The organism is Pseudomonas haemolytica (assembly GCF_009659625.1).
Lineage (GTDB): Bacteria > Pseudomonadota > Gammaproteobacteria > Pseudomonadales > Pseudomonadaceae > Aquipseudomonas > Aquipseudomonas haemolytica.
The window spans coordinates 124,881-149,732 of sequence record NZ_VOIW01000009.1; the positions used below are offsets into that span (position 1 = coordinate 124,881).

Below are 24,852 nucleotides of genomic sequence, written 5' to 3' on the forward strand. Positions count from 1 at the left end.
GAGCCAGCTCGCTCCTACAGGGGAATGGGCAATGTCTGCCAGCAACAACGGAACGCCGTTCAGGCTAAGCTGCCCAATATCTGTCCTCTTAATAAGAAGTGATCTGCACCATGGGTAGAGTTGTTGCGGCCGCCGTTTACAGCGCCGGAAAGAAAGTCACGGATATCACCCTCGATGAAGGCGCAGCCTGGGCTGCCAAACCCGATCACTTTGTGTGGATCGGCCTGGAAGAGCCCAGCGCCCAAGAGTTGAACAACCTGCAACGCCAGTTCAACCTGCATGAACTGGCGATCGAAGATGCCATGGAAAAACACAGCCGCCCGAAGCTGGAAACCTTCGGCGATGCGCTGTTTATCGTCACCTACTCACCGGTGCGCGAGCACGGCAAGCTGGAGTTTATCGAAACCCATATCTTTGCCGGCAACGGCTACATCATCACCGCACGCAACGGTCACTCGGCGTCCTACGGTTTTGTGCGCCAGCGTTGTGAGGCTCGACCGCTGTTGCTGGAGCATGGGGAAGATTTCGTCCTCTATGCGCTGTTGGATTTCGTCACCGAAAACTACCAGCCGGTGAGTGAGGCGATCCACGCCGAGATTGATGAACTGGAACGCAACGTGTTGTGCAGTTCGCTGAGCGAGGGCGATATCCAGAACCTCCACGGCCTGCGCCGCGACGTACTGCGGCTCAAGCGCTATGTGGCGCCGATGGTGGAAATCAGCCAGGAGTTGCAGAAGCTGAGCTTCCCGTTTATCGACAAGAACATGCGCCCCTACTTCCGTGACGTGCAGATCCATGTGACGCGGCAGATGGAAGACCTCACCACCCTGCGCGATATCGCCAGCCAGACCATCGAGATCGGTGTGTTGCTGGAGGCCTCGCGCCAAAGCGTGGTGCAACGCAAGTTCGCCGCGTGGGCAGCGATCCTGGCGTTCCCCACGGCGGTGGCGGGGATTTATGGGATGAACTTCCAGAACATGCCCGAGCTGCAATGGCACTACGGCTATTTTGCGGTGCTCGGGTTTATTGCGCTCGGTTGTACCGGTTTGTGGGCCAGCTTCAAGCGTTCGGGCTGGCTTTAAACCTTGGTTTCAGGCTTGTGCGCAACAAAGCGCATCATCCATTCCGCCACGGTCACGCCGTGGTGGTCGCGCTCCAGGCTGGCAACGCCGTTGGTGTAGACCTTCTCACCCAAAGTTGTCTGAAGAATCTCCAGCAACTCACGGGAATAGTCATGGACAAATTCCGGATGGCCCTGGAAGCACAGCACCTGGTCGCCAATGTGGTAGGCGGCAAACGGGCAAAATTCGCTGGAGGCGATGACCGTTGCGTTCTGCGGCAACGTGGTGACCTGGTCCTGGTGGCTGATCAATAGCCTCAGTTCCGGCACCTCGGGGCTCATCCACGGCGCCTTGGCATCGAGTTTGTAATCGTGGGTGCCCATGCCCCAGCCCTGGCTGGCGCGCTCAGCCTTGCCGCCGAGCAACAGAGCAAGCAACTGGTGACCGAAGCAGACGCCCAGCAGTTTGTCGCCGCGCTCATAACGCTTGAGCAGGTAGGTCTTGAGGGTCTGGATCCAAGGGTCTGTGCCGAAGGAGTCGGCCTTGCTGCCGGTGATCAGGTACGCGTCAAATACTTCGTCATCCGGCGGGTATTCGCCCTGCACCACGTTGTAGACGACAAACTCGGCGGCAATCGGTTGCTTGGAGAACAGGCGCTTGAACATCTGCCCGTAGCCTTGATACTCATCGATCAAAGCAGGACGCAGAATATCGGTTTCCAGGATGCAGACGCGTAGCGACATAAAAAATACCTGACACGGCGATGGGAATAATGCACACCCCAGAGCCTGCCTTGAAATACCTCCCCAAAGCAAGCCCTCAATGGCCGCCCACACGCCCTGTAGGAGCGAGCTTGCTCGCTCCTACAGTAAGGCGTTTAGAAGATTGCACCTTTTGCGGCTTTTTCCAGCAACAACGCCGGCGGCGAGAAGCGCTCGCCATACTGCTCAGCCAGGTAGCGGGCACGGGCGATAAAGTCGTTCAGCCCGTACTGGTTGATAAACTGCAGCGCGCCGCCACTCCACGCGGCAAAGCCGATGCCGAAGATCGAACCGACGTTGGCGTCAGCCGTGGACATCAACACGCCCTCCTCCACGCAGCGCACGGTTTCGATGGCCTGGATAAACAGCAAGCGGTCGCGCACGTCCTGGGGTGAAATCTGCTTGCCGGGCTGTTCGAAGCGAGTTTTCAGCTCGGGCCACAGATGCTTCTGGCCACCGGCGGGATAATCGTAAAAACCGCCGCCTGCCGCCTTGCCTGTGCGTTTGTATTCGTTCACCAGTAGATCGATCACCGCCGTCGCTGGGTGGCTCGGCATGGCTTTGCCTTCGGCCTGCAGATCCTTGGCGGTTTGCTGTCGGATATGGCTCATCAGGCTGAGGGACACTTCATCAGACACCGCCAGCGGCCCCACCGGCATGCCGGCCTTGCGCGCTTCGGTCTCGATCATTGGCGCAGCCACACCTTCGCCGAGCATGGCGATGCCTTCGTTGGTGAAAGTGCCGAACACCCGTGAGGTAAAGAAGCCGCGACTGTCATTGACCACAATCGGGGTTTTCTTGATTTGCAGTACGAAGTCGAAACCTCGGGCCAGGGTTTCGTCGCTGGTGTGGGCGCCCTTGATGATTTCCACCAGAGGCATCTTGTCCACGGGGCTGAAGAAGTGCAGGCCGATAAACTTGGTTTGATCGGGCACCGCCGTGGCCAGCCCGCTGATAGGCAAGGTGGAGGTGTTGGAGGCGATCACTGCGTCGGCACCGACCACGCTTTGCGCAGCAGCCGAGACCTTGGCCTTGAGTTCGCGGTCTTCGAATACAGCCTCGATGACCAGGTCGCAGCCAGCCAAGTCGGCGTCATCCTGCGTCGGATGAATGCGCGCCAGGGTGGTTTCCCGCTGCTCTGCGGTCAATTGCCCACGGCCGACTTTCTTGTCCAGCAACGCGGCCGAGTGTGCCTTGCCTTTTTCGGCTGCGGCGAGATTGATGTCCTTGAGCACCACGTCGATACCCGCACAGGCACTGACATATGCGATGCCAGCGCCCATCATCCCGGCGCCCAGTACACCGACCTTGCGCGTGACGTAGGGCGCCAGCCCCTGCGGCCGCGAACTGCCGGCGTTGATTTCGTTGAGCTGGAACCAGAAGGTGCTGATCATGTTTTTCGCCACTTGCCCGGTCACCAGTTCGGTGAAGTAGCGGGTTTCGATCAGGTGCGCGGTGTCGAAGTCCACTTGGGCACCTTCCACGGCGGCACAGAGAATTTTCTCCGGCGCCGGGAAACAGCCATTGGTTTTGCTGCGCAACATCGACGGGGCAATGGCGAGCATCTGCGCGACTTTCGGGTTCGACGGCGTACCACCTGGGATCTGGTATGCCTTGCTGTCCCACGGTTGCCTGGCCTCAGGATTAGCGAGAATCCAGGCGCGGGACTTGGCCAGCAGCTCATCGCGATCAGTCGCCAACTCATCAATCAAGCCTGCTTGCAGTGCCTGGGCGGGCCGAACTTTTTTGCCTTCGAGCAAATACGGCAGGGCTTTTTCAAGGCCCAGCATGCGCACCATGCGCACCACTCCGCCGCCGCCCGGCAACAGGCCTAGGGTGACTTCGGGCAGGCCGAGCTGAACGGCTTTGTCGTCCAGCGCAACCCGATGATGGCAGGCCAGGCAAATCTCCCAGCCGCCGCCCAAGGCGGCACCGTTGATCGCGGCCACCACCGGTTTGCCGAGGGTTTCCAGGCGCCGCAGCTGCGCCTTCAACTCCAGCACGCTGTGGTAGAAATCCTTGGCGTGGGCCTTGTCGACCTTGATCAATTCATTGAGGTCGCCACCGGCAAAAAAGGTCTTCTTTGCCGAGGTGAGAATTACCCCGGCAATCTCGTCCTTTTCCGCTTCCAGGCGCGCGACGGTGGCCGCCATGGCCTCGCGGTAGGCGGCGTTCATGGTGTTGGCGCTCTGGCCGGGCATGTCGAGGGTCAGCACCACGATCTGATCCTGGCCTTTTTCGTAACGGATGGCATCGGTCATGACAAATTCCTTAGGCTCAGAGGCGTTCGATAATGGTGGCGATGCCCATGCCGCCGCCCACACAGAGGGTGGCCAGGCCGTAGCGTTGCTGGCGCACCTCCAGCTCGTCGAGCAAGGTGCCGAGGATCGCGCAACCGGTGGCGCCCAACGGGTGGCCCATGGCGATGGAACCGCCATTGACGTTGACCCGAGCGGCGTCGATGCCCATGTCCTTGATGAACTTGAGCACCACCGAGGCAAACGCTTCGTTGACTTCGAACAGGTCGATGTCTTCAACCCGCAGGCCGGCCTTGGCCAGTGCCTTGCGGGTGGCGGGCGCGGGGCCGGTGAGCATGATGGTCGGGTCGGTGCTGGTCACTGCCGTGGCGACAATGCGCGCTCGCGGTTGCAGGCCCAGTTCGCGGCCTTTGGCCTCAGAGCCGATCAACATCAACGCGGCGCCGTCGACAATGCCGGAGCTATTGCCTGGCGTGTGCACATGCTGGATGCGTTCCACATGGCTGTAGACCCGCAGTGCGGTGGCGTCGAAACCCATCTGGCCCATCATTTCGAAGCTGGGCTTGAGCTTGCCCAAGCCGTCGAGCGTGGAGTCGCCACGGATAAACTCGTCATGGTCCAGCAGCACGATGCCGTTCTGGTCCTGCACCGCGATCAGCGACTTGTTGAAGGAGCCGTCTGCCCGTGCCCTGGCGGCTTTCTTTTGGGACTGTAGGGCAAAGGTGTCCACATCCTGGCGAGTGAAGCCTTCCAGGGTGGCGATGAGGTCGGCGCCAATACCTTGGGGCGTGAAGTGGCTGTGCATATTGGTGTGCGGGTCGAGCACCCAGGCACCGCCATCGCTGCCCATGGGCACGCGGGACATGGATTCGACACCGCCGACCACCACCAGGTCTTCGAAGCCGGAACGCACTTTCATCGCCCCCAGGTTGACCGCTTCCAGGCCCGAGGCGCAGAAGCGATTGACCTGCACGCCGGCGACGCTGATGTCCCAGTCCGCTACCAGCGCGGCCGTCTTGGCGATATCGGCGCCTTGGTCGCCCACCGGGGTGACGCAGCCCAGAACAATGTCATCGACTTGGCGGGTATCGAGGTCGCTGCGTTGCGCCAGCGCCGTGAGCAAGCCGGCTACCAGGTTTACCGGCTTGACGCTGTGCAGGGCACCGTCGGCCTTGCCTTTGCCTCGGGGCGTGCGTATCGCATCAAAGATCAAAGCTTGGGTCATGACATCCTCGAACCGCTGTGGGTGTGTGCCCCTACCTTAGGCCCGATTGACACGGTTTCAATGACGGATGCGCTCATTGCTTTTGACCCCCTCGCTCGGACGAACGGTAGGTAACGATGAGAAATGCCTGATTAATCGTTTTAGCTGTCTAGCCTTAGGGCTCGCGTCAAGATGGCAATGAGCCTCATGCCTTTTTTAGCGCAAATCGTGATTAGCTGATATGAAATGGATCTAAGCCAAGAAGAGCGGGCGCTCTAAGGTTAAATCTGTAAGACGCTGCTGCCGGGTTTTGCTGGAGCAGCTGTAAGAAAAGTGCAACGTCACCTCGCGATACTGAAATAAAACCGGCACGCATTTGACGCTCAGGAATAACAACAAATTAGGCAGTCAGCCATGTTCAAACATTCGAAAGTACGTCAGGCGGGACTTATTCTGTTCGCCACCACACTGATTCTGATCTTGCCCAACTTGACCAAAGTTATTGGGTAACCACTCCACAACCACATTCTGTGCATTCACAGCATCGGGTTTGCAGCTTTTGGCAGCACCTGCCGGGACATTGCGCTTAGCGCTCCTGTTGCAGGGGCTGTCTTTTTGCGCGCCGATTTCCGCTATCTTGGGCGCCATCATTACTTCGTACCGGGCCACTGCCTTGAAATCGATCCTCGCCTTATTTGCCCTGCTGTTGAGCCTTCCTGCAGCCGCTGCACAACTGACCATCGAATTGGACCACGCCAGCAAGACCTGGCAGACCGCCGACCTGCTCAAGCACCCGCAGGCGCAGACCGTGCAGATCGTCGATGACGTGTCCTACAAACGCAGCATGACCTATCGCGCGGTGCCCCTGGCGGCGCTCCTGCCGGGTCTGAAGCCTGCGAATCACCTGCAAGCCGTCGCCCTTGACGGCTTCGCCGCCGAACTTACCGCCGCGCCATTGTTGGCAAAAACCGGCGCCCGCGCCTGGCTGGCGGTGGAAGACCCGGCCCATCCCTGGCCGGCGCTGGCGCAAGGCAAACCCAGTGCCGGGCCGTTCTACATGGTGTGGACCCACCCGCAAGCCGGGCATATCAGCCCGGAGCAGTGGCCGTTCCAAGTCTCCAGAATCAAGCAATTGCAGACAGTCGCCGAACGTTTCCCCGCGTTGTTGCCGGACCCGAAGTTGGCGGCGGATGATCCGGTCAACCTGGGCTTTGCGTTGTTCCAGAAGAACTGCCTGGCTTGCCACCGCCTCAATGGCGCCGGCGATGCCCAGATGGGGCCGGACCTGAACATTCCCTACAACCCCACCGAATATTTCGGCGGCGATTTCCTCAAGCGCTACATCCGCGACCCGCAAAGCCTGCGGCACTGGCCGCAAGCGAAGATGCCAGCGTTTGCGGCCAGTGTGCTGCCGGACAACGAGTTGGATTTGCTGCTGGGGTATTTGCAGCATATGGCGGGGCGCAAACAACAACCTTAACCCTGGCGCAGTTCCCACATTTGATCTGTGTGGACCTGGAGGTTATTGCTGCTGCACTGAAACCTCCGTCGGTGCGACGAACACCTTGGCATGCATCTGCTCATGCCCGCCCCCACGGCGCATGCCGCGCACCGGGCAGGCGTCGAGGTAGTCCAGGCCCACGGCCAGTTTCAAGTGCCGCTCCGGCCGGGCCAGTTGGTTGGTCACGTCAAAACTGTACCAGGCATCATCCAGCCAGGCTTCGGCCCAGGCATGGCTGGCCAGGTGCGTGCTGTCTTCGGTGTACAAATACCCCGATACATAACGCGCAGGAATGCCCAGGCTGCGTGCGCAAGCCAGGAACGCATGGGTGTGGTCCTGGCACACGCCCGCAGCACCAGCGAAGGCCTGGGCGGCGCAGGTGTCGACTTCGGTCGCCCCCGGCGTGTAGACCATCTTATGGTGCAACGCCTGCATCAGGTCGATCAGCGCCGTACGGTCACGACGCTGGTGGCAGTGCTGCCCGGCAAACTGGCGCAGGGCATCGTCGGGCTCGGTCAGGCGCGTACAGCGCAGGAACGGAAAGGCAGACTGGCTTTCGTGCTCGGCCTCGCGTAATTCGTCGATCTCCACCTGACCCCGGGCGCCGATGATGATGGCATCGTGGGGTTCGTCCAGGGTCAACACATGCAGGATGTTGCCGAATGGGTCCACCTGCGCTCGCACCGGACGCGGCAGGTCGAGTTGCCAGCTCAGCACATGCTGGCGCTCGCTGTCATGGGGTGTAAGGCGCAGGTACTGGATGCTGGCGCGCACCTGGTCCTCATAGTGGTAGGTGGTTTCGTGGCTGATGGAGAGTCTCATGCCGCCTCCAGGTAGGAACTGTAGATGGCATCGCCCAACTGGCGAACCAAAGGAATAAAGTCGGTCAGCCAGGCGTGCAGGCCTTCCTCGAGGATTTCGTCGATCGCGGTAAAGCGCAAGCGCGCGTCCATCTCGGCGGCCAGGCGCTGGGCCGGGCGGCCATTAAGGCCGGGCAGGCTGGCGAGGATCTGGTCGATCTCTTCAGTGCAAGCCCGCAGCGAGCGCGGGACATCGGCGCGTAACAGCAGCAGTTCAGCCACTTGCCGAGCACCCGGGGCATCACGATAGATCTCGGTGTACGCCTCGAACGACGACAACGCGCGCAGCAACGCACTCCATTGGTAGTACGCGTGAGCCGTGCCATCGCTGACCGCCGCTGCCTGGTCACCAGCCATTTCGTAGCGCGCATCCAGCAAGCGCAGGGTGTTATCGGCGCGCTCGATAAAGATGCCCAGGCGGATAAAACGGAAGGCATCATTACGCATGATGGTGCCGTAGGTGGCGCCTCGAAACAGGTGGGAACGCTCCTTGACCCATTCACAAAACCGGCTCATACCGTAGCGGCTCAACCCCTGCTGGGCGATATCGCGAATATCCAGCCAAGTGGCGTTGATGTTTTCCCACATGTCGGCGGTAATTCGACCACGCACCGCATGGGCGCTGGCCCGCGCAGCGCCCAGGCAGCTGTAGATGCTGGCTGGGTTGGCCGCATCCAGCGCAAAAAAGTGCAGCAGGCGTTCGGCATCCAACTGGCCGTGGCGCTCGTGGTAATCCTCCAGGGTACCGGTGATCAGCAACGGCATAGCCAATTCGTGCAGGCCATCGCCGCGCCCATCCTGGGGCATCAGCGACAGCGAATAGCTGACATCGAGCATGCGTGCGAGGTTTTCGGCACGTTCCAGGTAACGCGACATCCAGTACAGATCCGAGGCAGTTCTACTCAACATGGCATCATTCCTCGACCACCCAGGTGTCTTTGGTGCCGCCGCCCTGGGACGAGTTGACCACCAGCGAACCCTCGCGCAGGGCCACGCGGGTCAGGCCGCCAGGCACCACACGGGTTTCCTTGCCAGAAAGCACGAACGGACGCAGGTCGATATGCCGCGGGGCAATGCCGTTTTCGACAAAGGTGGGGCAAGTGGATAAACACAGGGTCGGCTGCGCGATATAGGCGTGGGGCTTGGCCTTGATGCGCGCACGGAAGGCTTCGATTTCAGCGGTGGTGGACGCAGGGCCTACCAGCATGCCGTAGCCGCCGGAGCCTTGGGTTTCCTTGACCACCAAGTCGGGCAGGTTGGCCAGTACGTGGGACAACTCGTCAGGCTTGCGGCATTGAAAGGTCGGAACGTTCTGCAGGATCGGTTCTTCGTCCAGATAGAAGCGAATCATCTCAGGAACGAACGGGTAGACCGATTTGTCATCGGCTACCCCGGTGCCAATGGCATTGGCCAGCACCACATTGCCGCAGCGATAGGCAGCAAGCAGGCCGGGCACACCGAGCATGGAGTTCGGGTTGAAAGCCAGCGGGTCGAGGAACGCGTCATCAAGGCGGCGGTAAATCACGTCCACTGCCTTGGGGCCATCAGTGGTGCGCATGAATACGCGGTCATCGCGCACGAACAAATCCGCGCCTTCCACCAACTCCACGCCCATTTCCCGGGCAAGGAAGGCATGTTCGAAGAACGCGCTGTTGAAACGCCCCGGTGTCAGCACCACCACACTGGGGTTATCCAGGGGGCTGGAGCTTTTCAGGGTATCGAGCAGCAGGTTGGGGTAATGATCGATGGGCGCAATGCGCTGCGCGGCGAACAGCTCGGGGAACAGGCGCATCATCATCTTGCGGTCTTCAAGCATGTAGCTGACGCCGCTGGGCGTGCGCAGGTTGTCTTCCAGCACGTAGTAGGTGCCGTCGCCATCGCGTACGAGGTCGACCCCGGAGATGTGGGAATACAGATCGCGGTGCAGGTTCAGCCCCTGCATTGCCAACTGGTACTGCTCATTGGCCAACACCTGTTCGGCGGGGATGATGCCGGCCTTGATGATGCGTTGTTCGTGGTACAGGTCGGTGAGAAACATGTTCAGCGCCTTGACCCTCTGGATGCAGCCACGCTCGACAATTCGCCATTCACTGGCCGGAATGCTGCGGGGGATGGTGTCAAAGGGAATCAGGCGCTCAGTGCCTAACTCGTCCCCGTAGAGGGTGAAAGTGATCCCCGCCCGGTGAAACAGCAAGTCGGCTTCGCGCCGGCGCTGAGCCAGCAGTTCGGTGGGAGTGTCGGCCAACCAGCGGGCAAACTCGCGGTAATGGGGGCGGACCTGCCCTGCCCCATCGTACATTTCATCGTAATAAGTGCGGATCATGCCGTACTCCTTGTCACCCGGACGCCAGAACCTTCGCAAGGCCCGTGCCAGCGGCATAAACACTTAGTAATCAATGGGTTGGATAACAGGAAAATTCCTGTCGCACCGTCCTGGTGCGCAGGAACGCCCGGTGTCACGCCGCACGCGTCATTACAAGGCGGTATTTGACTATCAACAGCATAGCCAGAGTTGATTTCAGTGCCCGGTCGGCACTGTAGATAATCGCTTCCATCAGCTGAACAGGACATGTCCTACAGCAAAACCCTTTGTGCAAGCGGTACTGTGTTACTTCGTGTACTGATCTGCTCCCTCGAGCTTCCCTTTACGCCACCCCATTGGGGTGGCTTTTTTTTGCGCGTAACAAAACCAGTGCATGTTCCGACAGCCCCCAAACAAAATCGGCCGACCCAAAGGTCAGCCGATACGCTGCGCTGCTCATAAAAAACCAACTACATGGGTAACCCACGCACCTCCTGCTTGACGCCCCATCCTTCAATGATCCCGCCCAGGGGCTCGACCACCGCCTCAAAGTCCTGCTCGAAGTCTCCTATGCCGTCGTAGGTTGCGAACATGATTTTGCTCAGTTCCAAGTACCAGGCGCCATCGTCGCGCGCGCTGACCTGGGCATTCAGGGATTCCCCACGAAATCGACCCGCAGCCCTGCGCGCCCGTTCCTCATCCGGGAAAATGGCGTAGAACTCGATGGGGTGAAAACGTGAGAAGTCGAAGCCGCCTTCTTTCATGCGGCGCAGAACGTTGGTGCTGATGTCTTCTTGATAGGCTGTGCTCATGAAACGTCCTCCTCAAACCGATGGATAGACTTTCCGTGCTTCCCGAAGCCCGCGCCCTACTGGCGCGGGGACTACGGCAGTAACAACACCGCTGGAAAACAAGCATGTAGCTGACAAGACCAGACCTTAGCGATTCATTCGCTGATCTCGATTGCAGAGTAGCGCGAAGCTATCGCCTCCACCAGAGGCGCTTGAACGACAGATAGGGATTGTTCAGGCAGAGGGAGAAATATCGAGAATCTGGATACTATTCTGGTCTTTGAGAATCTTTACGGTTGGCTCGGGTTTGCGGCCTTCAAGATCATTGAGGTCGAGTTCGGCAGCAATCGGCACCAGCTTGTTACGAATCATATGCGCCGCATCTTCGAGGCTGGGCTTTTGATCGCAGCTGAACTGCTCCACGGACTGCACACCGTGATCATCAACGAAGGTAATCTGCCACTTTTGCATCGGTGCCTCCTCGATAAAACCCGTAGGTGGGCTTACCTCTATCTGGACCTTGAGGGCTCGCCAAACGTTCCACTCAAGGCCGGAGACACCTGATCAGTTGCACTTATTTTTCAGCGTGTTCTTTCAAGGCTTTCAAGGTGTTGAACGGCGCGTCCACCACGAACTTGTTGGCCAACCACGACGGCACGCTGCCACCTGGCTCAGTGTGTACCTGATAGGTGACTTCAGTCTCGTTGGCGCCTTTGGGCACCAGTTTCCAGAAGCCATCAACCTGGGCGACTCGCACGTAGCCTTTTTCTTCCGGCTTGTAGGTCGGTACACCCTGCAACTTGCGGGTGACGGTGCCATCGGCATCCTTGGTGGTCGTGACATGAATATACGAGTCACGATCCGTCACAGGGAACGGCGCCTTGAATTGGGTGTAGGTCCAGGCTTCATCGCCTTTCTTGTCGACGAGTTTCTGGGATTTGCATTCGTGGATCCACGAGCAAGCGCCAGCCACGTCTTCCTGCAGAGCCTGGATCTTGGCGACCGGCGCCTTGATTACAGTCACACCGCGATACGCCTTGTACTTGGAGCCGGCAATTTCGCTCAGGGACACCTTGATACCGTCTTCATCCTTGGCGACTTGCCAATTCTCAGCCTGGGCAGTGGCAGCAAACAACACAGTAAAACCGCACAGCACAGCCATTCGTTTCAGCGAACCCATTGTTGTATTCCTTATTGTTGAAGTTCCAATAGTAAAGCCCATCAAGCCGCCGTCATCTGTTCCCACCAGCCGATCAGCCGGATCGCGTCGGCCTGGTCGTTGCCACAGACCTCCAGATCCGCCTTGAAATCACTGCACACCGCTGGCCGTTCCGGTTGACCGAACAACTGGCACAGTTGTTCGACCGACAGGTGCAGGCAGCGAACGCCTGCCGGTTTGCCCTGGGGCATTCCTGGCAACGGTGAACTGATGGAGGGGGCGATGCAGCATGCGCCACAGCCTTCACGGCATTTCATGACCAGCAGGTCCTCGACGACTCAATAGGGATGGCCGGGCTAGAGTACGCCCTTAAACAGCCGTTTTAAAATGGTCCAACAGGGGTTTTTCGCACAAAACAAACGTGACTGACCAGTCTGCGACAGATGGTCGGCGTATTGGGTCACCTGTGGCTGCACAGTTTTATTGCTTGAATTCGAAATCCAGCGCGGCACCTTCTACATCACGGCGCTCATCGTTACGCAGTTGCAGCTTCATCTCATTGCTGAGCAAGCGGCCGTTGATCTGGAACGCACTGTCGTCGGTGGGCTTTTCGCCAAACATCGGCGGCAGCAAGGGCACGCTCTTGGGTTTGGGCATGGTGCCGATCGGCTGCAGCAACCTGACCATGTCCGAGGGTAGGGACAGGTCCAACTGTGCCGGTGGCAGTTTGGTCTGGGCGATTTCATGGGCCGACTTGGACTTGCTCGCCACGGGTGCACGCTTTTTGGTCGATGCGGCTTTTTTCTGGGTGGGGGCCTTTTTCGCAGGAGTTGGTTTCTTCGCAGAGGGCTTTTGCTCGGCACTGACAGTGGGCTTGCTGTCAGCCACCGGCGGTGCTGCCAGCACAGTGCCAACATTGCACAGGCTTAACAGGCCAATCACCAAAGTAACGCGGAAAATAGAAGTCATATCGCCAACAGCATTAACGGCAGAAGGCCATATGCTCGCTTGTTGTGGGCGGCATGACAAGGGTACAGATCAGTGTTGTCCCCTTTGCACGCCTCAAAAGCCCGCCGCGGTCTCCTGGCACAACTGGTTGGCAAGCATGCCCAGGGTCATCAACGCACGCTCTGCCTCGCGGTTCCACGGGGTACCGCAATTGAGGCGAATACAGTGGTTGAACTGTTCCGTATTACTGAAGATCAGCCCCGGTGCAATGCTGATGCCCTGCTGCAAGGCGCGCACGTGCAGTTCCTGGGTATTGACCCGCCCCGGCAAACTGACCCACAGGATAAAGCCGCCGGTCGGGCGGGTCATCTGGGTGCCTTCAGGGAAATATTGCTGCACCGCCAGTTGGAAAGCGCTGAGGTTCTTGCGGTATTCCTGGCGGATATAGCGCAGGTGGCGGTCGTAGCCACCGTTTTCCAGGTACGCCGCGACGCCCATCTGCGTGACACTGCAGGCGGAGTGGGTGCTGAACATTTGCAGGCGCTGGATTTCCTGCTGGTACTTGCCGGCAATCATCCAGCCGATGCGCACGCCCGGGGACAAGGTCTTGGAAAAACTCGAGCAATAGATGACCCGATCAAGACGGTCATAGGCTTTCAGGGCCTTGGTGCGGCCCAGTTCGAACATCAACTCGCCATAGATGTCGTCCTCGACGATCTGGATATCGAAATCCGACGCCAGGCGCAGCAACTGCTTCTGCCGCTCCTCGGGCATGGTACCGCCCAAGGGGTTGCTCAGGCGCGTGGTCAGCACCAGCGCCTTGATCGACCATTGGTTGGCGGCCAGTTGCAAGGCTTCCAGGCTCATGCCCGTGGCCGGGTCGCTGGGGATCTCGATGACCTTGAGGCCGAGCAAATCCGCCAGTTGCAGCAAACCGTAGTACGTCGGGGATTCGGCGGCGATCAGGTCGCCAGGCCGTGTCAGCACGCGTAAGGACATCTGCAACGCATCGACGCAGCCGTGGGTGATCACCACCTCGGAAGGATCCACCACCACACCGGCATCGCGCATGCGGATCGCCACCTGGCGGCGCAACGGTTCGAAACCGGGGCTGAACATGTAGCTGAATGCCCGCGGGCTCTGGAACCGTGTGACCTTGGCCAACTGCTGGTGCAGCGCCCGCACCGGAAGGTAGTCGACACTCGGCACCGCAGCGCCCAAGGGGAACACCCCTTCTCGGCGCGACTCGACCAATACCTGCTGGATGATACTGCTGCGGGTGACCAACCCTGGGCGCTCGACCCGTGCGATGTCTGGCGTCGGCGCCGTGAGTGCTGGGGTCTGGTGTACGTAGTAGCCCGACTGCGGCCGCGCCCGGATCAGCCCCTGGTCTTCCAGGTTGGCGTAGGCCTGCAGCACCGTGGCATGGCTCACATTGAGCTGGGAACTCATCTTGCGCACCGACGGCACGCGTTCCCCCGGTTGGTAGACACCGCGACGGATGTCCTCAGCCAGTTGCTGGGCAATACGCTGGTAAAGCAACAGATTGGTCATGACGCAGCACTCGATTACACGGGCATTTTATTGTTGTGTGAAACATACCGGCACAGTTTAGAAGTGTACGGGGACAGTTGCCACAATAGTCGAGCGCGGGCGGGAGTGACAGCGAAAACTGTAAAGGGAGTACGCCTAACAACATGTGGGAGGGGGCTTGCTCCCGATGACGGTGTATCAGTCAAAGATGTTGCAACTGAACTACCGCTATCGGGAGCATGCCTCCTCCCACATTAAATCGGAGCCTGGCGCTCAGCGAGCAGCGCCCAGTTGGCCCTTCTCGTCAGAGAACACAATTTCCACCCGGCGGTTCTGCGCGCGGCCGCGCTCGGAGGCGTTGGCTTCTACCGGGTATTGGTCGCCATAACCCTCGACCTCGATACGCTTGTCGTCGATACCGAGGTCCATCAGCAGGTCTGCCACCGATTGGGCACGGTCGCGGGACAGTTTCAGGTTCTCCGGCTCGCCCCCGGTGTTGTCGGTGTAGCCCTCGATGCGCACTCGACGCTTGGGGTTCAGTTGCAGGAACTGCACGATCTTCAGCACGGTACGGTTGGCCGAGTTTTGCAGTTCGGCTTCGCCGGTGTCGAACAGCACATCCCCCAGGGTCATCACCAGGCCACGGTCGGTCTGGGTGGTGAGGCTGGCGATTTGTGCTTCAACCCATTTGCCCTGTTGCTGCACGCTGGCCAGCTTGTTTTCGCGCAAGGCCAGTTGCAGGCGCTGACGCTCCAACTCGAGCTGGGCGCCGCGTTCGGCATTGAGGCCCTGCTCGGTGTGTTCGCGGGCGATGGCGCTGTAGCGTTGGCTCAGGTAGGCGTAATGCACCACGTCGGCGCCGCTGCCCCAGTAGCTGGACAGGCGATCGGCACGGGCCAGGGATTCTCCGGCGCGGATCACATCCTTGGGCGCGAAGCGCAGCACGTTGGCGTCTTCCTTGACCTTCTGGAAGTCATCGCCGGCCTGTTGCAACGCCTGCTCGCTGGTGGGTTGGCTGGCGCACCCGCCCAGTACCGCAGTGCCCAGCAGCAACACACAGCCCAAACCACGGATCATCGGGCTCATTGCGCGTCTCCCAGCTGCAGTTGCTTGCGCAGGCGGGTGATGCGGGTATTGAGCACGTTCAATTGCTCCTGGCTTTTGGCGGTCAGCACTTTGGCTTCAGCGAGACGCGCATCCAGCTCGGCCTGTTCGGCCCGCATACGTGCGTGCTTGTAGGATTGGTCGGCCATGTTGGACTGGGCCCTGGCGAATTTGTCTTCGGCCAGTTTCAGTTCGGGCGATTCGTCGGTGTTGACGCCAACCGCGGTGGCTTGCTCCAAGGCTTGCTGGGTCAGGCGCATTTGTTCGTTCGGCGCAGGATCGGCTGCACATCCCGCCAGAGCGACAACGGCGAGGGCCGCGAAAAGAGGTCGAAAAATCACTGTAAATCCCTACTTTGTTGGGGTGCCGACGGGTTGCTGCAATTGCGCTTTCCAGCGCTCCAGATTGCGCTGCAGCGCGGCTTGCGCAACACCGGACGCGGGCAATTCTGTCATCTTTTTGGTCAGCTGTCCGCGCAGCCACGGATCGTTGCACGCCGAGTTATGGGAAATCGCCAAGTACAGGCCAGGCTGATCGACAGGCACTTCATGGGCGACCAAGTCGTTACTCATGCCCAAGGTCTGGGCCATGGCCATGCCGGAATAGCGCCCGGCCAGCACATAGTCCACTTCCCCCAGCAACAGCTTCTGGAACGCTGGCGTCAGGTTCGGCAGGCGTTGCAGGTTGAGCTGCTGGCCGGCGAAGGTTTCGAATTCAGCGCTCAGGCGGGCACGCTCCGATACCGCGCCCTTGTGGCCGTGCAGGTCAGCCGCCGTGGTGTAGGCCAGCGGCGAATCCTTGCGCGTCCAGACCAGGTAATCGGTCTGCATCAACGCCGGATGGATGTAGTCGAAGTTGTCCAGCTCACCGAGGTTCAGCGGCGCGTCGGCGAGGATGTCCATGCGCCCGCTGCGTGCCTCATCCAGGGCCAGGGAGCGTTTGCCGCCGTAGAGCAGGTCGATTTTCAGCCCGAGGTCCTTGCCCACTTGTTGCAGCACGTCGGCAGTTGCACCGATCAAGTGTGTGGGGTCCTGAGGGTCGCGCCACAGCAAGGGCGGTGCGTCCGGGCTGCCGGTGATCACCAGGCGTTCGCATTTGCCGGCGGCAAACGCCAGGCTCGGCAGCAGCGTGAGGCCCAGCAGTAAAGTCCAGGGGCGCAACGCCATGGCAAGGTTCTCCTGATAAGTAAAAAAAAACCCGGTCATAAGACCGGGCTCTTTATAAGTGAAGCGGCTGGATTAGACCAGCTTCTCCAACTCAGGTACGGCTTCGAACAAGTCCGCCACCAGGCCGTAATCGGCGACCTGGAAGATCGGCGCTTCTTCGTCCTTGTTGATCGCGACGATCACCTTGGAGTCTTTCATACCGGCCAAGTGCTGGATCGCGCCGGAAATACCGACCGCGATGTACAGCTGTGGCGCAACGATCTTGCCGGTCTGGCCGACCTGCATATCGTTGGGTACGAAGCCTGCGTCGACGGCCGCGCGGGAAGCGCCGACCGCAGCGCCCAGCTTGTCGGCCAGGGCATACAGGTGCTTGAAGTTGTCACCGTTCTGCATGCCACGGCCGCCGGAAACGACGATCTTGGCAGCGGTCAGCTCAGGGCGATCCGACTTGGCCAGCTCTTCACCAACAAAGCTGGAAGTGCCAGCGTCGTGGGCAGCGGAGACGGCTTCAACGGCAGCCGAACCACCTTCGGCGGCAACCGGGTCGAAACCGGTGGCGCGTACAGTGATGACCTTGACCGATGCGTTGGACTGCACGGTGGCGATGGCGTTACCGGCATAGATCGGGCGCTTGAAGGTGTCTGCGCTTTCAACCGAGATGATCTCGGAGATCTGGTCAACGTCCAGCTGCGCGGCAACGCGTGGCAGGATGTTTTTGCCGTTGGACGTCGCGGCAGCCAGGATGTGGCTGTAGCCAGCGCCCAGCTCTGCAACCAGCGGGGCAACGTTTTCTGGCAACTGATGCGCGTAGGCGGCATTGTCAGCGTTCAGGACTTTGCTCACGCCCGCGATTTTCGCAGCGGCTTCAGCCACGGCGCCAGCGCCTTGGCCAGCGACCAATACGTGAATGTCGCCACCGATTTTAGCGGCTGCGGCTACGGTGTTCAGGGTGGCCGGGGCCAGTACCTTGTTGTCGTGTTCAGCGATTACCAAGATAGTCATTTTTAGATTACCTTCGCTTCGTTTTTCAGTTTCTCGACCAGTTCAGCCACCGACTTGACCTTGATGCCCGCGCTGCGTGCAGCCGGCGCTTCGACTTTGACGGTCTTGTTGGTGGAGGCGGTGGAAACGCCCAAAGCGTCCGGAGTCAGCACTTCAAGAGGCTTCTTCTTGGCTTTCATGATGTTTGGCAGGGACGCATAGCGCGGCTCGTTCAAACGCAGGTCGGTGGTGACGATGGCCGGCAGTTTCAGGGAAACCGTCTGTGCGCCGCCGTCGATTTCACGGGTCACCGCTACGCTGTCGCCGTTCACTTCGACTTTCGAAGCGAAGGTGCCCTGGCCATAACCGGTCAGTGCAGCCAGCATCTGGCCAGTCTGGTTGTTGTCGCTGTCGATGGCTTGTTTGCCAAGGATCACCAGCTGAGGCTGTTCCTTGTCAACAACGGCTTTGAGCAACTTGGCAACGGCCAGGGAAGTCAGCTCATCAGCGGACTCGACCAGGATGGCGCGGTCGGCGCCCAATGCCAGGGCGGTACGCAACTGCTCTTGGGCAGTAGTCGGACCGATGGAGACCACGACGATTTCAGTCGCGACGCCTTTCTCTTTCAGGCGTACGGCTTCTTCCACAGCGATTTCGCAGAAAGGGTTCATCGACATCTTGACGTTAGCAAGGTCGACGCCGGAATTGTCCGCCTTGACGCGAACTTTCACGTTGTAATCGACAACGCGTTTGACAGCTACAAGAACCTTCATGGATTCCTCGTTACTCTCCGGTGAAAAGAAAGTCGCCTAGGCGAACCTGGCGGTTGATGCTCATCGGCACACAAGGGCACCTCCAAAGACCTCGGCAGTGGCCTTGCACACGGGAAGTGACGACCGTTCGTCAGTGGTGACTGAGAGGTCATTCTTTATCGCGGCGTGTAAACTGCGCCCCTTCGTCTGGATGCGCGTCACCTTTTTAGCTTGGGCCTGTCTTTGGACGTGCTCTTGAAACCTGCAGTCTGCCTACGGGAAGCGCAAAACCGACCGTATCTTGACCGGAACGCCTATTCTGGTCAATACGGCAAAATGGTCAGTCATAAGCCCCGTTGCTTTGATTTACCTAGGCTGCGGGCAATTCAAACAAACGTTTGTATTGGACGCTGCCAGTGGTCTATATATAATGCGCCACCTAGAGAGACAGGTGGGTGCTGCCGTTGAGCAGAACCACACCGAACCTCCACCCATTAGAAAAAAAAGCCTGTTGAGCCTTGAGTAGGAGATAGCCTGTGGAACGCGAATACATGGAATTCGACGTGGTCATCGTCGGCGCTGGCCCGGCTGGCCTGTCTGCCGCCTGCCGACTGAAGCAGAAGGCCGCCGAAGCCGGTAAGGAAATCAGCGTCTGCGTGGTCGAGAAAGGCTCCGAAGTTGGCGCGCATATCCTCTCCGGTGCCGTGTTTGAACCCCGTGCCCTGAACGAACTGTTCCCGGACTGGAAAGAACTCGGCGCCCCGCTCAACACTCCGGTGGTGCGCGATGACATCTACGTACTGCGCAGCAGCGATACCTCCACCAAGGTTCCCGACTTCTTTGTGCCCAAGACCATGCACAACGAAGGCAACTACATCATTTCCCTGGGCAACCTGTGCCGCTGGCTGGCCCAGCAGGCCGAGAACCTGGGCGTGGAAGTCTACCCAGGCTTTGCCGCCCAGGAAGCCCTGTTCGACGAGAACGGCGTGGTACGCGGGATCATCACCGGTGACCTCGGCGTCGACCGCGAAGGCAAGCCCAAAGAAGGCGTGTACACCCCGGGCATGGAACTGCGTGGCAAGTACACGCTGTTCGCCGAAGGTTGCAGGGGCCACATCGGCAAGCAACTGATCCAGCGCTTCAACCTGGACAGCGACGCCGACGCCCAGCACTACGGCATCGGCCTGAAGGAAATCTGGGAGATCGACCCGGCCAAGCATCAACCAGGCCTGGTGGTACACACCGCCGGCTGGCCGCTGGACATCATGAGCAACGAGAACACCGGTGGTTCGTTCCTCTATCACCTGGAAAACAACCAGGTGGTGGTCGGCCTGATCGTCGACCTGTCCTACAGCAACACCTTCCTGTCGCCGTTCGATGAGTTCCAGCGCCTCAAGCATCACCCGGTGCTGGCCCAGTACCTGGAAGGCGGCAAGCGCGTCAGCTACGGCGCCCGTGCCCTGGCCAAAGGCGGTATCAACTCGCTGCCAAAGATGGTGTTCAAGGGCGGCGCATTGATCGGCTGCGACCTGGGCACCATGAACGTGGCCAAGATCAAAGGCAGCCACACGGCAATGAAGTCCGGCATGCTGGCCGCCGATGCGGTGGCCGAGCGCCTGCTGGCCGACTCCGAAGGCGGCGATGAGCTGACCAACTACGTCGACAGCTTCAAAGCCAGCTGGCTCTACGAAGAGCTGTTCGCCAGCCGCAACTTCGGCCCGGCGATGCATAAGTTCGGCCCGATCATCGGTGCAGGCTTCAACTGGTTCGACCAGAACATCCTGGGCGGCAAGATGCCGTTCACCCTGCACGACACCAAGCCGGACTACGCCTGCCTCAAGCTGGCCAAAGACTGCAAGAAGATCGACTACCCCAAACCCGACGGCAAGCTGAGCTTCGACAAGCTAAGTTCGGTGTTCATCTCCGGTACCAACCACGAAGAAGAACAACCGTGCCACTTGAAGCTCAAGGACCCGAGCATCCCGATCGGCACCAACCTGCCGCTCTACGATGAACCGGCGCAGCGCTACTGCCCGGCTGGCGTCTATGAAGTGATCACCAAGGAAGACGGCGAGAAGCGCTTCCAGATCAACGCCCAGAACTGTGTGCACTGCAAGACCTGTGACATCAAGGACCCTTCGCAGAACATTACCTGGGTGACACCGGAAGGTGCGGGCGGGCCGACTTACCCGAATATGTAAACCAACGGAGGCTCCCAATTGGGAGCCTTTTTTATGGGCGACACAAATCAAATGTGGGAGGGGGCTTGCTCCCGATTGCAGTGAATCAGTCAGCAAATCTGTAGCTGATACACCGCAATCGGGAGCAAGCCCCCTCCCACATTTGGATTGTGCTTTTGCTTGAAATGACTAGGCAGCCCGCTCTTCGCCCGGGTTACGCAGGAAATAGCGTTTGTATTCCCGACTAAACTGCGACGTACTCTGATACCCCACGCTATGCGCCGCCTGCGCCACGCCCATGCCCTCCACCAGCAGCAACTGCTGAGCCTTGAGCAAGCGTAAACGCTTCAAGTACTGCACTGGCGACAACAGCGTGCAACGCTTGAAGTGTTCATGAAAGGTCGAGGCACTCATATGCGCATAACCGGCCAACGTCTCGATGTTCAACGGCTCGGCGTAATGGGCATGCAGGTGATTCAACGACGTGGCGATTCGCGAGAATTGCCCTTGCTGTTCCACCAACGCACGCAGCACATCGGCCTGCGGGCCGCGCAAGGCGGTGAACAATAATTCGCGCACCCGCGCCGGGCCCATAATCCGGCTTTCCAATGGATCGTGCAGGCACTGCAGCAGCCGTTCGACGCAGCCGCGCATGGCGTCATCCAAGACCACCGAACTCATCGACTCCAGGGTTTGCGCGGTCGGCGGCGGCCCGGCCTGCATGCCCATGGCCATCACCAATTCACCCAGCACCACACGATCAATGCCCACGGTCACGCCCAGCAGCGGTGCACTGGGCGCCATGGCGAACGTCTCGCACTCGAACGGCACCGGCATCGCCTGGATCAGGTAATGCCCGGCGCCATACTCCAGCGTACGCGGGCCCAGGTAGGCGACCTTGCTGCCTTGAGCCACGAACATCAGGCTCGGCTCGTAGATCTGCGGGCCACGCGCTACGTCACAACTGGCGCGCAGCACTTGTACGCCCGGCAGATGGGTCGGGGAGAAACCATCGCGGGACGTCAGCCCCTCGATCAGGGAAACCAGCGTGGCGTTGGCATCAACATGGCGGGTCAACAGCATGGCAAAAAACTTCGCGAATAAGGGATGAGAGCATCATCGCAGGTCTGGCCGCCGATGCATCCAAACCCATGGCACTCCCGGACGAATAGGCATGAGACTCGGAGCAATCGCCATGGCCGCATCAGGGGGTGGCGCGGAGAATGGCCCGCCTCATCTGTCACTGCTTTTGCGAGGTTTTCACCATGTACACCGCCATCGGTTATGCCGCTCAGTCGGCCACCACTCCCCTCGCCCCTATGTCGTTTGAACGCCGCAGCCCACGCGTCGATGACGTGGCCATCGAGATCCTCTACTGCGGCGTGTGCCACTCCGACATCCACCAGGCGCGCAACGAGTGGGGCATCGCCGTTTACCCGCTGATGCCAGGCCATGAGATTGTCGGCAAGGTCACCGCCGTCGGCGCCAACGTCACCGCGCACAAAGTCGGCGACCTGGTCGGCGTCGGCTGCATGGTTGACTCGTGCCGTCATTGCGAAGCGTGCAAGTCAGACCTCGAGCAATACTGCCTCGAAGGCCCGACCATGACCTACGCTACCCCGGACCGCGTGGATGGCAGCAACACCATGGGCGGCTACTCCGACAGCATCGTGGTCAGCGAGCACTTCGTGGTGAAAATTCCGGCCAGGCTCGACCTGGCCAGCGCCGCGCCGATCCTGTGCGCAGGCATCACCACCTACTCGCCGCTCAAGCACTACGGCGTAAAAGCCGGCGATAAAGTCGGGATTCTCGGCATGGGCGGCCTCGGCCACATGGGCATCAAGTTCGCCAAGGCCATGGGCGCCGAAGTCACGCTGTTCACTCGCTCCGCGAGCAAGGCTGAAGAAGGCCGCCGCCAGGGTGCCGACCATGTGATCGTGTCCACTGATGCCGAGCAGATGAAAGCCGCTGCCGGGCACTTCGACTTCCTGCTGGACACCATCCCGGTGCAACACGACCTGAACCCCTACCTCGACGTGCTGCGCTTTGACGGCGTGCATATCCTGGTCGGTTTGATCGAGCCGGTGGACCCGCCGGTGAATGCCGCCAAGCTGGTGCTGGGCCGTAAAGTGTTGGCCGGTTCGCTGATCGGCGGCATTGCCGAAACCCAGGAAGTCCTGGATTTCTGCGCCGAGCACAACATCACCTGCGACATCGAAATGCTCGACATCCGCCAGATCAACGAGGCTTACGCCCGCATGATTGCCGGTGACGTGAAGTACCGCTTTGTCATCGACATGGCGAGCCTGAAAGCCTGATCAGGCTTTCGCGCCCAACTCCGCTGACAGCCGGGCTGCGACCTGTTTGATCACAGGGATCAGCTCGGCCATTTTCTCCAGCGGCATGTAGGGCACGGTACTGGCGACGCTGATGCCGGCGACAATGCGCCCGCTGGCATCGCGCACCGGGGCCGCCACACAGCGGATCGACGGTTCGTTGTCTTCCAGGTCGAACGCGTAACCGCCCTCTACGTACTCACGCATGCGCTGCTCGAACTGCGGCCAGGATTGCTCCGGGTGCTGCGGCCATTGCAGGCTTTTGCCGGCCGCCGGCAAGCTGACTTGGTACAAACGCTGCCACTCCTGCGGCGAATCATCCAACAACAACGCCTTGCCGATGCCGGTGCGCGTCAACGGCATGCGATGGCCGACCCGCGAGCGCATTTCCGGGCCATTGCGGCCAGGGTTCTTGTGCAGGTAAAGCACGTCGTCGTACTCACGGATCGCCAGGTGGATGGTGTCGCCAGTGAGGGCCGACAGCTCGTCCAGGTACGGCACCGCCAGGTTCACCAACGGCAGCTCTTCGCGGGCCTGAAACCCCAACTCGATCAGCTTCGGCCCTAGCAGGTAACCGACTTGCGGCACCACACGCAGATAACGCTCTTCCACCAGGCAACTGGCCAGGCGGTGCGTCGTGCTGCGGGTGGTGCCGATGCGCCGGGCGATCTCTTTCAGATCCCGCGCACCAGCCGCCACCGCTTGCACCACGCCCAGGCCGCGTAACAGGGTCTGGGTGCCGGTGGGGGCGGCGTCTTTGACGGGGGTGTGGGCGTTTTCCTGCATATCTCGGCCTATAAGTAAAAAAAGCGGGGCCATTATGGCAAATGCCGCTCTCCTGGACACAGGAGATCCAATGTGGGAGGGGGCTTGCTCCCGATAGCGGTGGGTCAGTTACAGATGCAGTGACTGACACTCAGCTATCGGGAGCAAGCCCCCTCCCACATTTAGCCTTCACATGGCATAACTCTGCATAACTCAGCGTTGCTTCATGCGGTCGATGATGACAGCCAGCAACAGGATCGAACCACGAATCACATACTGGTAAAACGTGTCGATGTTCTTCAGGTTCATCGCATTCTCGATGATCGCCAGGATCAGCACCCCGGCAATCACATGGCGGATCATGCCAATGCCGCCGCTCAACGACACACCGCCCAGCACACAGGCGGAGATCACCGTCAGCTCGAAACCCTGGCCGATCATCGGCTGGCCCGAGGTCATGCGCGAGGCAAGGATCACCCCGGCCAGCGCGCCGATCAAACCGTGCACGGCAAAGATGATGATCTTGGTGCGGTCAACATTGACCCCAGCGAGTAACGCGGCCTCCTGGTTACCGCCGATGGCCATGGTGTTGCGCCCATAGGTGGTGTAATTGAGCAGCCAGCCAAAGAACACAAAACACAGCACGGTTATGATGATCGGCACCGGCACGCCCATCAGTTGGCCGTTGCCGAACACGAAGAAACCTTCGTCCATCACCCCTACCGCCTTGCCGTTGGAGAAGATGTACGCCAGGCCGCGCACGATCTGCATGGTCGCCAACGTGGCAATCAACGCATTGATGCGCAGCTTGGCAATCACGATGCCGTTGATCAGCCCCACCACCAGGCCCATCGCCAAGGCCGCCGATACGCCGAGTACCACGCTGTCGGTATCACGGATCACAATCCCCGCCACCACGCCGGCGCAGGCAATCACCGAGCCCACCGACAAATCGAAATGCCCCGACGCCAGACAGAACAACATGGTGCACGCGGCGATGCCCACGGTGGAAATCGCCAGGCCCAGTCCACGCATGTTCAGCGGCGAAAGGAAGTTGTCGATAAACACCGCGCTGAGCACAAAAATGCCCAACGCCGCCAATAGCATCACCCAGTCATCGAGAAATTTGCGCTGGTTGAAACCCGGCCAGAAGCCCTTTGCAGTTTTTACCTCAGACATACCCAACCCCT

General features: G+C 59.9%; 25 protein-coding genes. 4 read left to right on the forward strand and 21 right to left on the reverse strand.

Features of this window, described 5'->3' with window-relative positions; translation table 11 throughout:
- Positions 1-110 precede the first annotated feature (110 nt).
- On the forward strand, positions 111-1,082 hold the full coding sequence (locus FRT59_RS25455; protein WP_153872701.1) for a magnesium and cobalt transport protein CorA: 972 nt from the start codon (positions 111-113) through the stop codon (positions 1,080-1,082).
- Here the strand turns inward: FRT59_RS25455 and FRT59_RS25460 are convergent.
- The 4 genes from FRT59_RS25460 to FRT59_RS27040 form a co-directional block, all read right to left on the reverse strand.
- Positions 1,079-1,804, reverse strand: coding sequence for an amidotransferase (locus tag FRT59_RS25460; RefSeq protein ID WP_153872702.1), 726 nt, complete (start codon positions 1,802-1,804; stop codon positions 1,079-1,081). The genes FRT59_RS25455 and FRT59_RS25460 overlap by 4 nt on opposite strands.
- Positions 1,805-1,938: 134 nt before the next feature.
- Entirely contained in the window at positions 1,939-4,083 is a 2,145-nt protein-coding gene (locus tag FRT59_RS25465; RefSeq protein ID WP_153872703.1) for a 3-hydroxyacyl-CoA dehydrogenase NAD-binding domain-containing protein, read from the reverse strand.
- A gap of 16 nt (positions 4,084-4,099) precedes the next feature.
- Positions 4,100-5,305 (reverse strand): acetyl-CoA C-acetyltransferase, encoded by a 1,206-nt coding sequence (locus tag FRT59_RS25470; protein WP_034120755.1) that lies wholly within the window; start codon positions 5,303-5,305, stop codon positions 4,100-4,102.
- A gap of 387 nt (positions 5,306-5,692) precedes the next feature.
- Positions 5,693-5,935 carry a hypothetical protein gene (locus tag FRT59_RS27040; RefSeq protein ID WP_167524311.1) on the reverse strand — a complete coding sequence of 81 codons (243 nt, stop codon included), beginning with the start codon at positions 5,933-5,935 and terminating at the stop codon, positions 5,693-5,695.
- A gap of 22 nt (positions 5,936-5,957) precedes the next feature.
- Between FRT59_RS27040 and FRT59_RS25475 the strand changes: the two genes are divergently transcribed.
- Positions 5,958-6,764 (forward strand): c-type cytochrome, encoded by an 807-nt coding sequence (locus FRT59_RS25475; RefSeq protein ID WP_153872704.1) that lies wholly within the window; start codon positions 5,958-5,960, stop codon positions 6,762-6,764.
- A 42-nt stretch (positions 6,765-6,806) separates the two neighbouring features.
- Here FRT59_RS25475 and FRT59_RS25480 read toward each other — a convergent pair whose 3' ends face one another.
- The 14 genes from FRT59_RS25480 to FRT59_RS25545 form a co-directional block, all read right to left on the reverse strand.
- Positions 6,807-7,607 (reverse strand): transglutaminase family protein, encoded by an 801-nt coding sequence (locus tag FRT59_RS25480; RefSeq protein WP_153872705.1) that lies wholly within the window; start codon positions 7,605-7,607, stop codon positions 6,807-6,809.
- Positions 7,604-8,554, reverse strand: coding sequence for an alpha-E domain-containing protein (locus tag FRT59_RS25485; protein ID WP_034120758.1), 951 nt, complete (start codon positions 8,552-8,554; stop codon positions 7,604-7,606). The genes FRT59_RS25480 and FRT59_RS25485 overlap by 4 nt, the downstream gene beginning before the upstream one ends.
- Positions 8,555-8,558: 4 nt before the next feature.
- Complete coding sequence (locus FRT59_RS25490) at positions 8,559-9,968, reverse strand: circularly permuted type 2 ATP-grasp protein (RefSeq protein ID WP_153872706.1); 1,410 nt, start codon at positions 9,966-9,968, stop codon at positions 8,559-8,561.
- Between the two features lie 449 nt (positions 9,969-10,417).
- Positions 10,418-10,759, reverse strand: a complete 342-nt coding sequence (locus FRT59_RS25495; RefSeq protein ID WP_003193463.1) for a ribonuclease E inhibitor RraB — start codon at positions 10,757-10,759, stop codon at positions 10,418-10,420.
- 213 nt (positions 10,760-10,972) lie between these two features.
- On the reverse strand, positions 10,973-11,209 hold the full coding sequence (locus FRT59_RS25500) for a hypothetical protein (RefSeq protein ID WP_153872707.1): 237 nt from the start codon (positions 11,207-11,209) through the stop codon (positions 10,973-10,975).
- 103 nt (positions 11,210-11,312) lie between these two features.
- The gene (locus tag FRT59_RS25505; RefSeq protein WP_153872708.1) at positions 11,313-11,918 is read right to left on the reverse strand and encodes an START domain-containing protein; all 606 of its coding nucleotides are present in this window, start codon (positions 11,916-11,918) and stop codon (positions 11,313-11,315) included.
- 41 nt (positions 11,919-11,959) lie between these two features.
- Complete coding sequence (locus tag FRT59_RS25510) at positions 11,960-12,214, reverse strand: YkgJ family cysteine cluster protein (RefSeq protein WP_034120764.1); 255 nt, start codon at positions 12,212-12,214, stop codon at positions 11,960-11,962.
- Positions 12,215-12,377: 163 nt separating this feature from the next.
- On the reverse strand, positions 12,378-12,866 hold the full coding sequence (locus FRT59_RS25515; RefSeq protein ID WP_034120765.1) for a hypothetical protein: 489 nt from the start codon (positions 12,864-12,866) through the stop codon (positions 12,378-12,380).
- 93 nt (positions 12,867-12,959) lie between these two features.
- Entirely contained in the window at positions 12,960-14,399 is a 1,440-nt protein-coding gene (locus FRT59_RS25520; protein WP_034120766.1) for an aminotransferase-like domain-containing protein, read from the reverse strand.
- A 252-nt stretch (positions 14,400-14,651) separates the two neighbouring features.
- Positions 14,652-15,464 carry an OmpA family protein gene (locus FRT59_RS25525; RefSeq protein ID WP_034120767.1) on the reverse strand — a complete coding sequence of 271 codons (813 nt, stop codon included), beginning with the start codon at positions 15,462-15,464 and terminating at the stop codon, positions 14,652-14,654.
- Positions 15,461-15,823 carry a DUF4398 domain-containing protein gene (locus FRT59_RS25530; RefSeq protein ID WP_034120768.1) on the reverse strand — a complete coding sequence of 121 codons (363 nt, stop codon included), beginning with the start codon at positions 15,821-15,823 and terminating at the stop codon, positions 15,461-15,463. Before FRT59_RS25530 ends, FRT59_RS25525 begins: the two co-directional genes overlap by 4 nt.
- Before the next feature lie 9 nt (positions 15,824-15,832).
- Positions 15,833-16,648 carry a substrate-binding periplasmic protein gene (locus tag FRT59_RS25535; protein WP_153872709.1) on the reverse strand — a complete coding sequence of 272 codons (816 nt, stop codon included), beginning with the start codon at positions 16,646-16,648 and terminating at the stop codon, positions 15,833-15,835.
- A 72-nt stretch (positions 16,649-16,720) separates the two neighbouring features.
- Positions 16,721-17,650 (reverse strand): electron transfer flavoprotein subunit alpha/FixB family protein, encoded by a 930-nt coding sequence (locus tag FRT59_RS25540; protein WP_034120769.1) that lies wholly within the window; start codon positions 17,648-17,650, stop codon positions 16,721-16,723.
- 2 nt (positions 17,651-17,652) lie between these two features.
- The gene (locus FRT59_RS25545) at positions 17,653-18,402 is read right to left on the reverse strand and encodes an electron transfer flavoprotein subunit beta/FixA family protein (protein WP_153872710.1); all 750 of its coding nucleotides are present in this window, start codon (positions 18,400-18,402) and stop codon (positions 17,653-17,655) included.
- A gap of 515 nt (positions 18,403-18,917) precedes the next feature.
- Here FRT59_RS25545 and FRT59_RS25550 point away from each other — a divergent pair.
- The gene (locus FRT59_RS25550; protein ID WP_162525000.1) at positions 18,918-20,582 is read left to right on the forward strand and encodes an electron transfer flavoprotein-ubiquinone oxidoreductase; all 1,665 of its coding nucleotides are present in this window, start codon (positions 18,918-18,920) and stop codon (positions 20,580-20,582) included.
- 168 nt (positions 20,583-20,750) lie between these two features.
- Here the strand turns inward: FRT59_RS25550 and FRT59_RS25555 are convergent, their stop codons facing one another.
- Positions 20,751-21,644, reverse strand: a complete 894-nt coding sequence (locus FRT59_RS25555) for an AraC family transcriptional regulator (RefSeq protein WP_034120771.1) — start codon at positions 21,642-21,644, stop codon at positions 20,751-20,753.
- Positions 21,645-21,826: 182 nt separating this feature from the next.
- Between FRT59_RS25555 and FRT59_RS25560 the strand changes: the two genes are divergently transcribed.
- Positions 21,827-22,879 (forward strand): NAD(P)-dependent alcohol dehydrogenase, encoded by a 1,053-nt coding sequence (locus FRT59_RS25560; protein WP_153872711.1) that lies wholly within the window; start codon positions 21,827-21,829, stop codon positions 22,877-22,879.
- Here FRT59_RS25560 and FRT59_RS25565 read toward each other — a convergent pair whose 3' ends face one another.
- The gene (locus FRT59_RS25565) at positions 22,880-23,683 is read right to left on the reverse strand and encodes an IclR family transcriptional regulator (protein WP_153872712.1); all 804 of its coding nucleotides are present in this window, start codon (positions 23,681-23,683) and stop codon (positions 22,880-22,882) included.
- A gap of 192 nt (positions 23,684-23,875) precedes the next feature.
- On the reverse strand, positions 23,876-24,841 hold the full coding sequence (araH, locus tag FRT59_RS25570) for an L-arabinose ABC transporter permease AraH (protein ID WP_034120773.1): 966 nt from the start codon (positions 24,839-24,841) through the stop codon (positions 23,876-23,878).
- Positions 24,842-24,852: the final 11 nt, after the last annotated feature.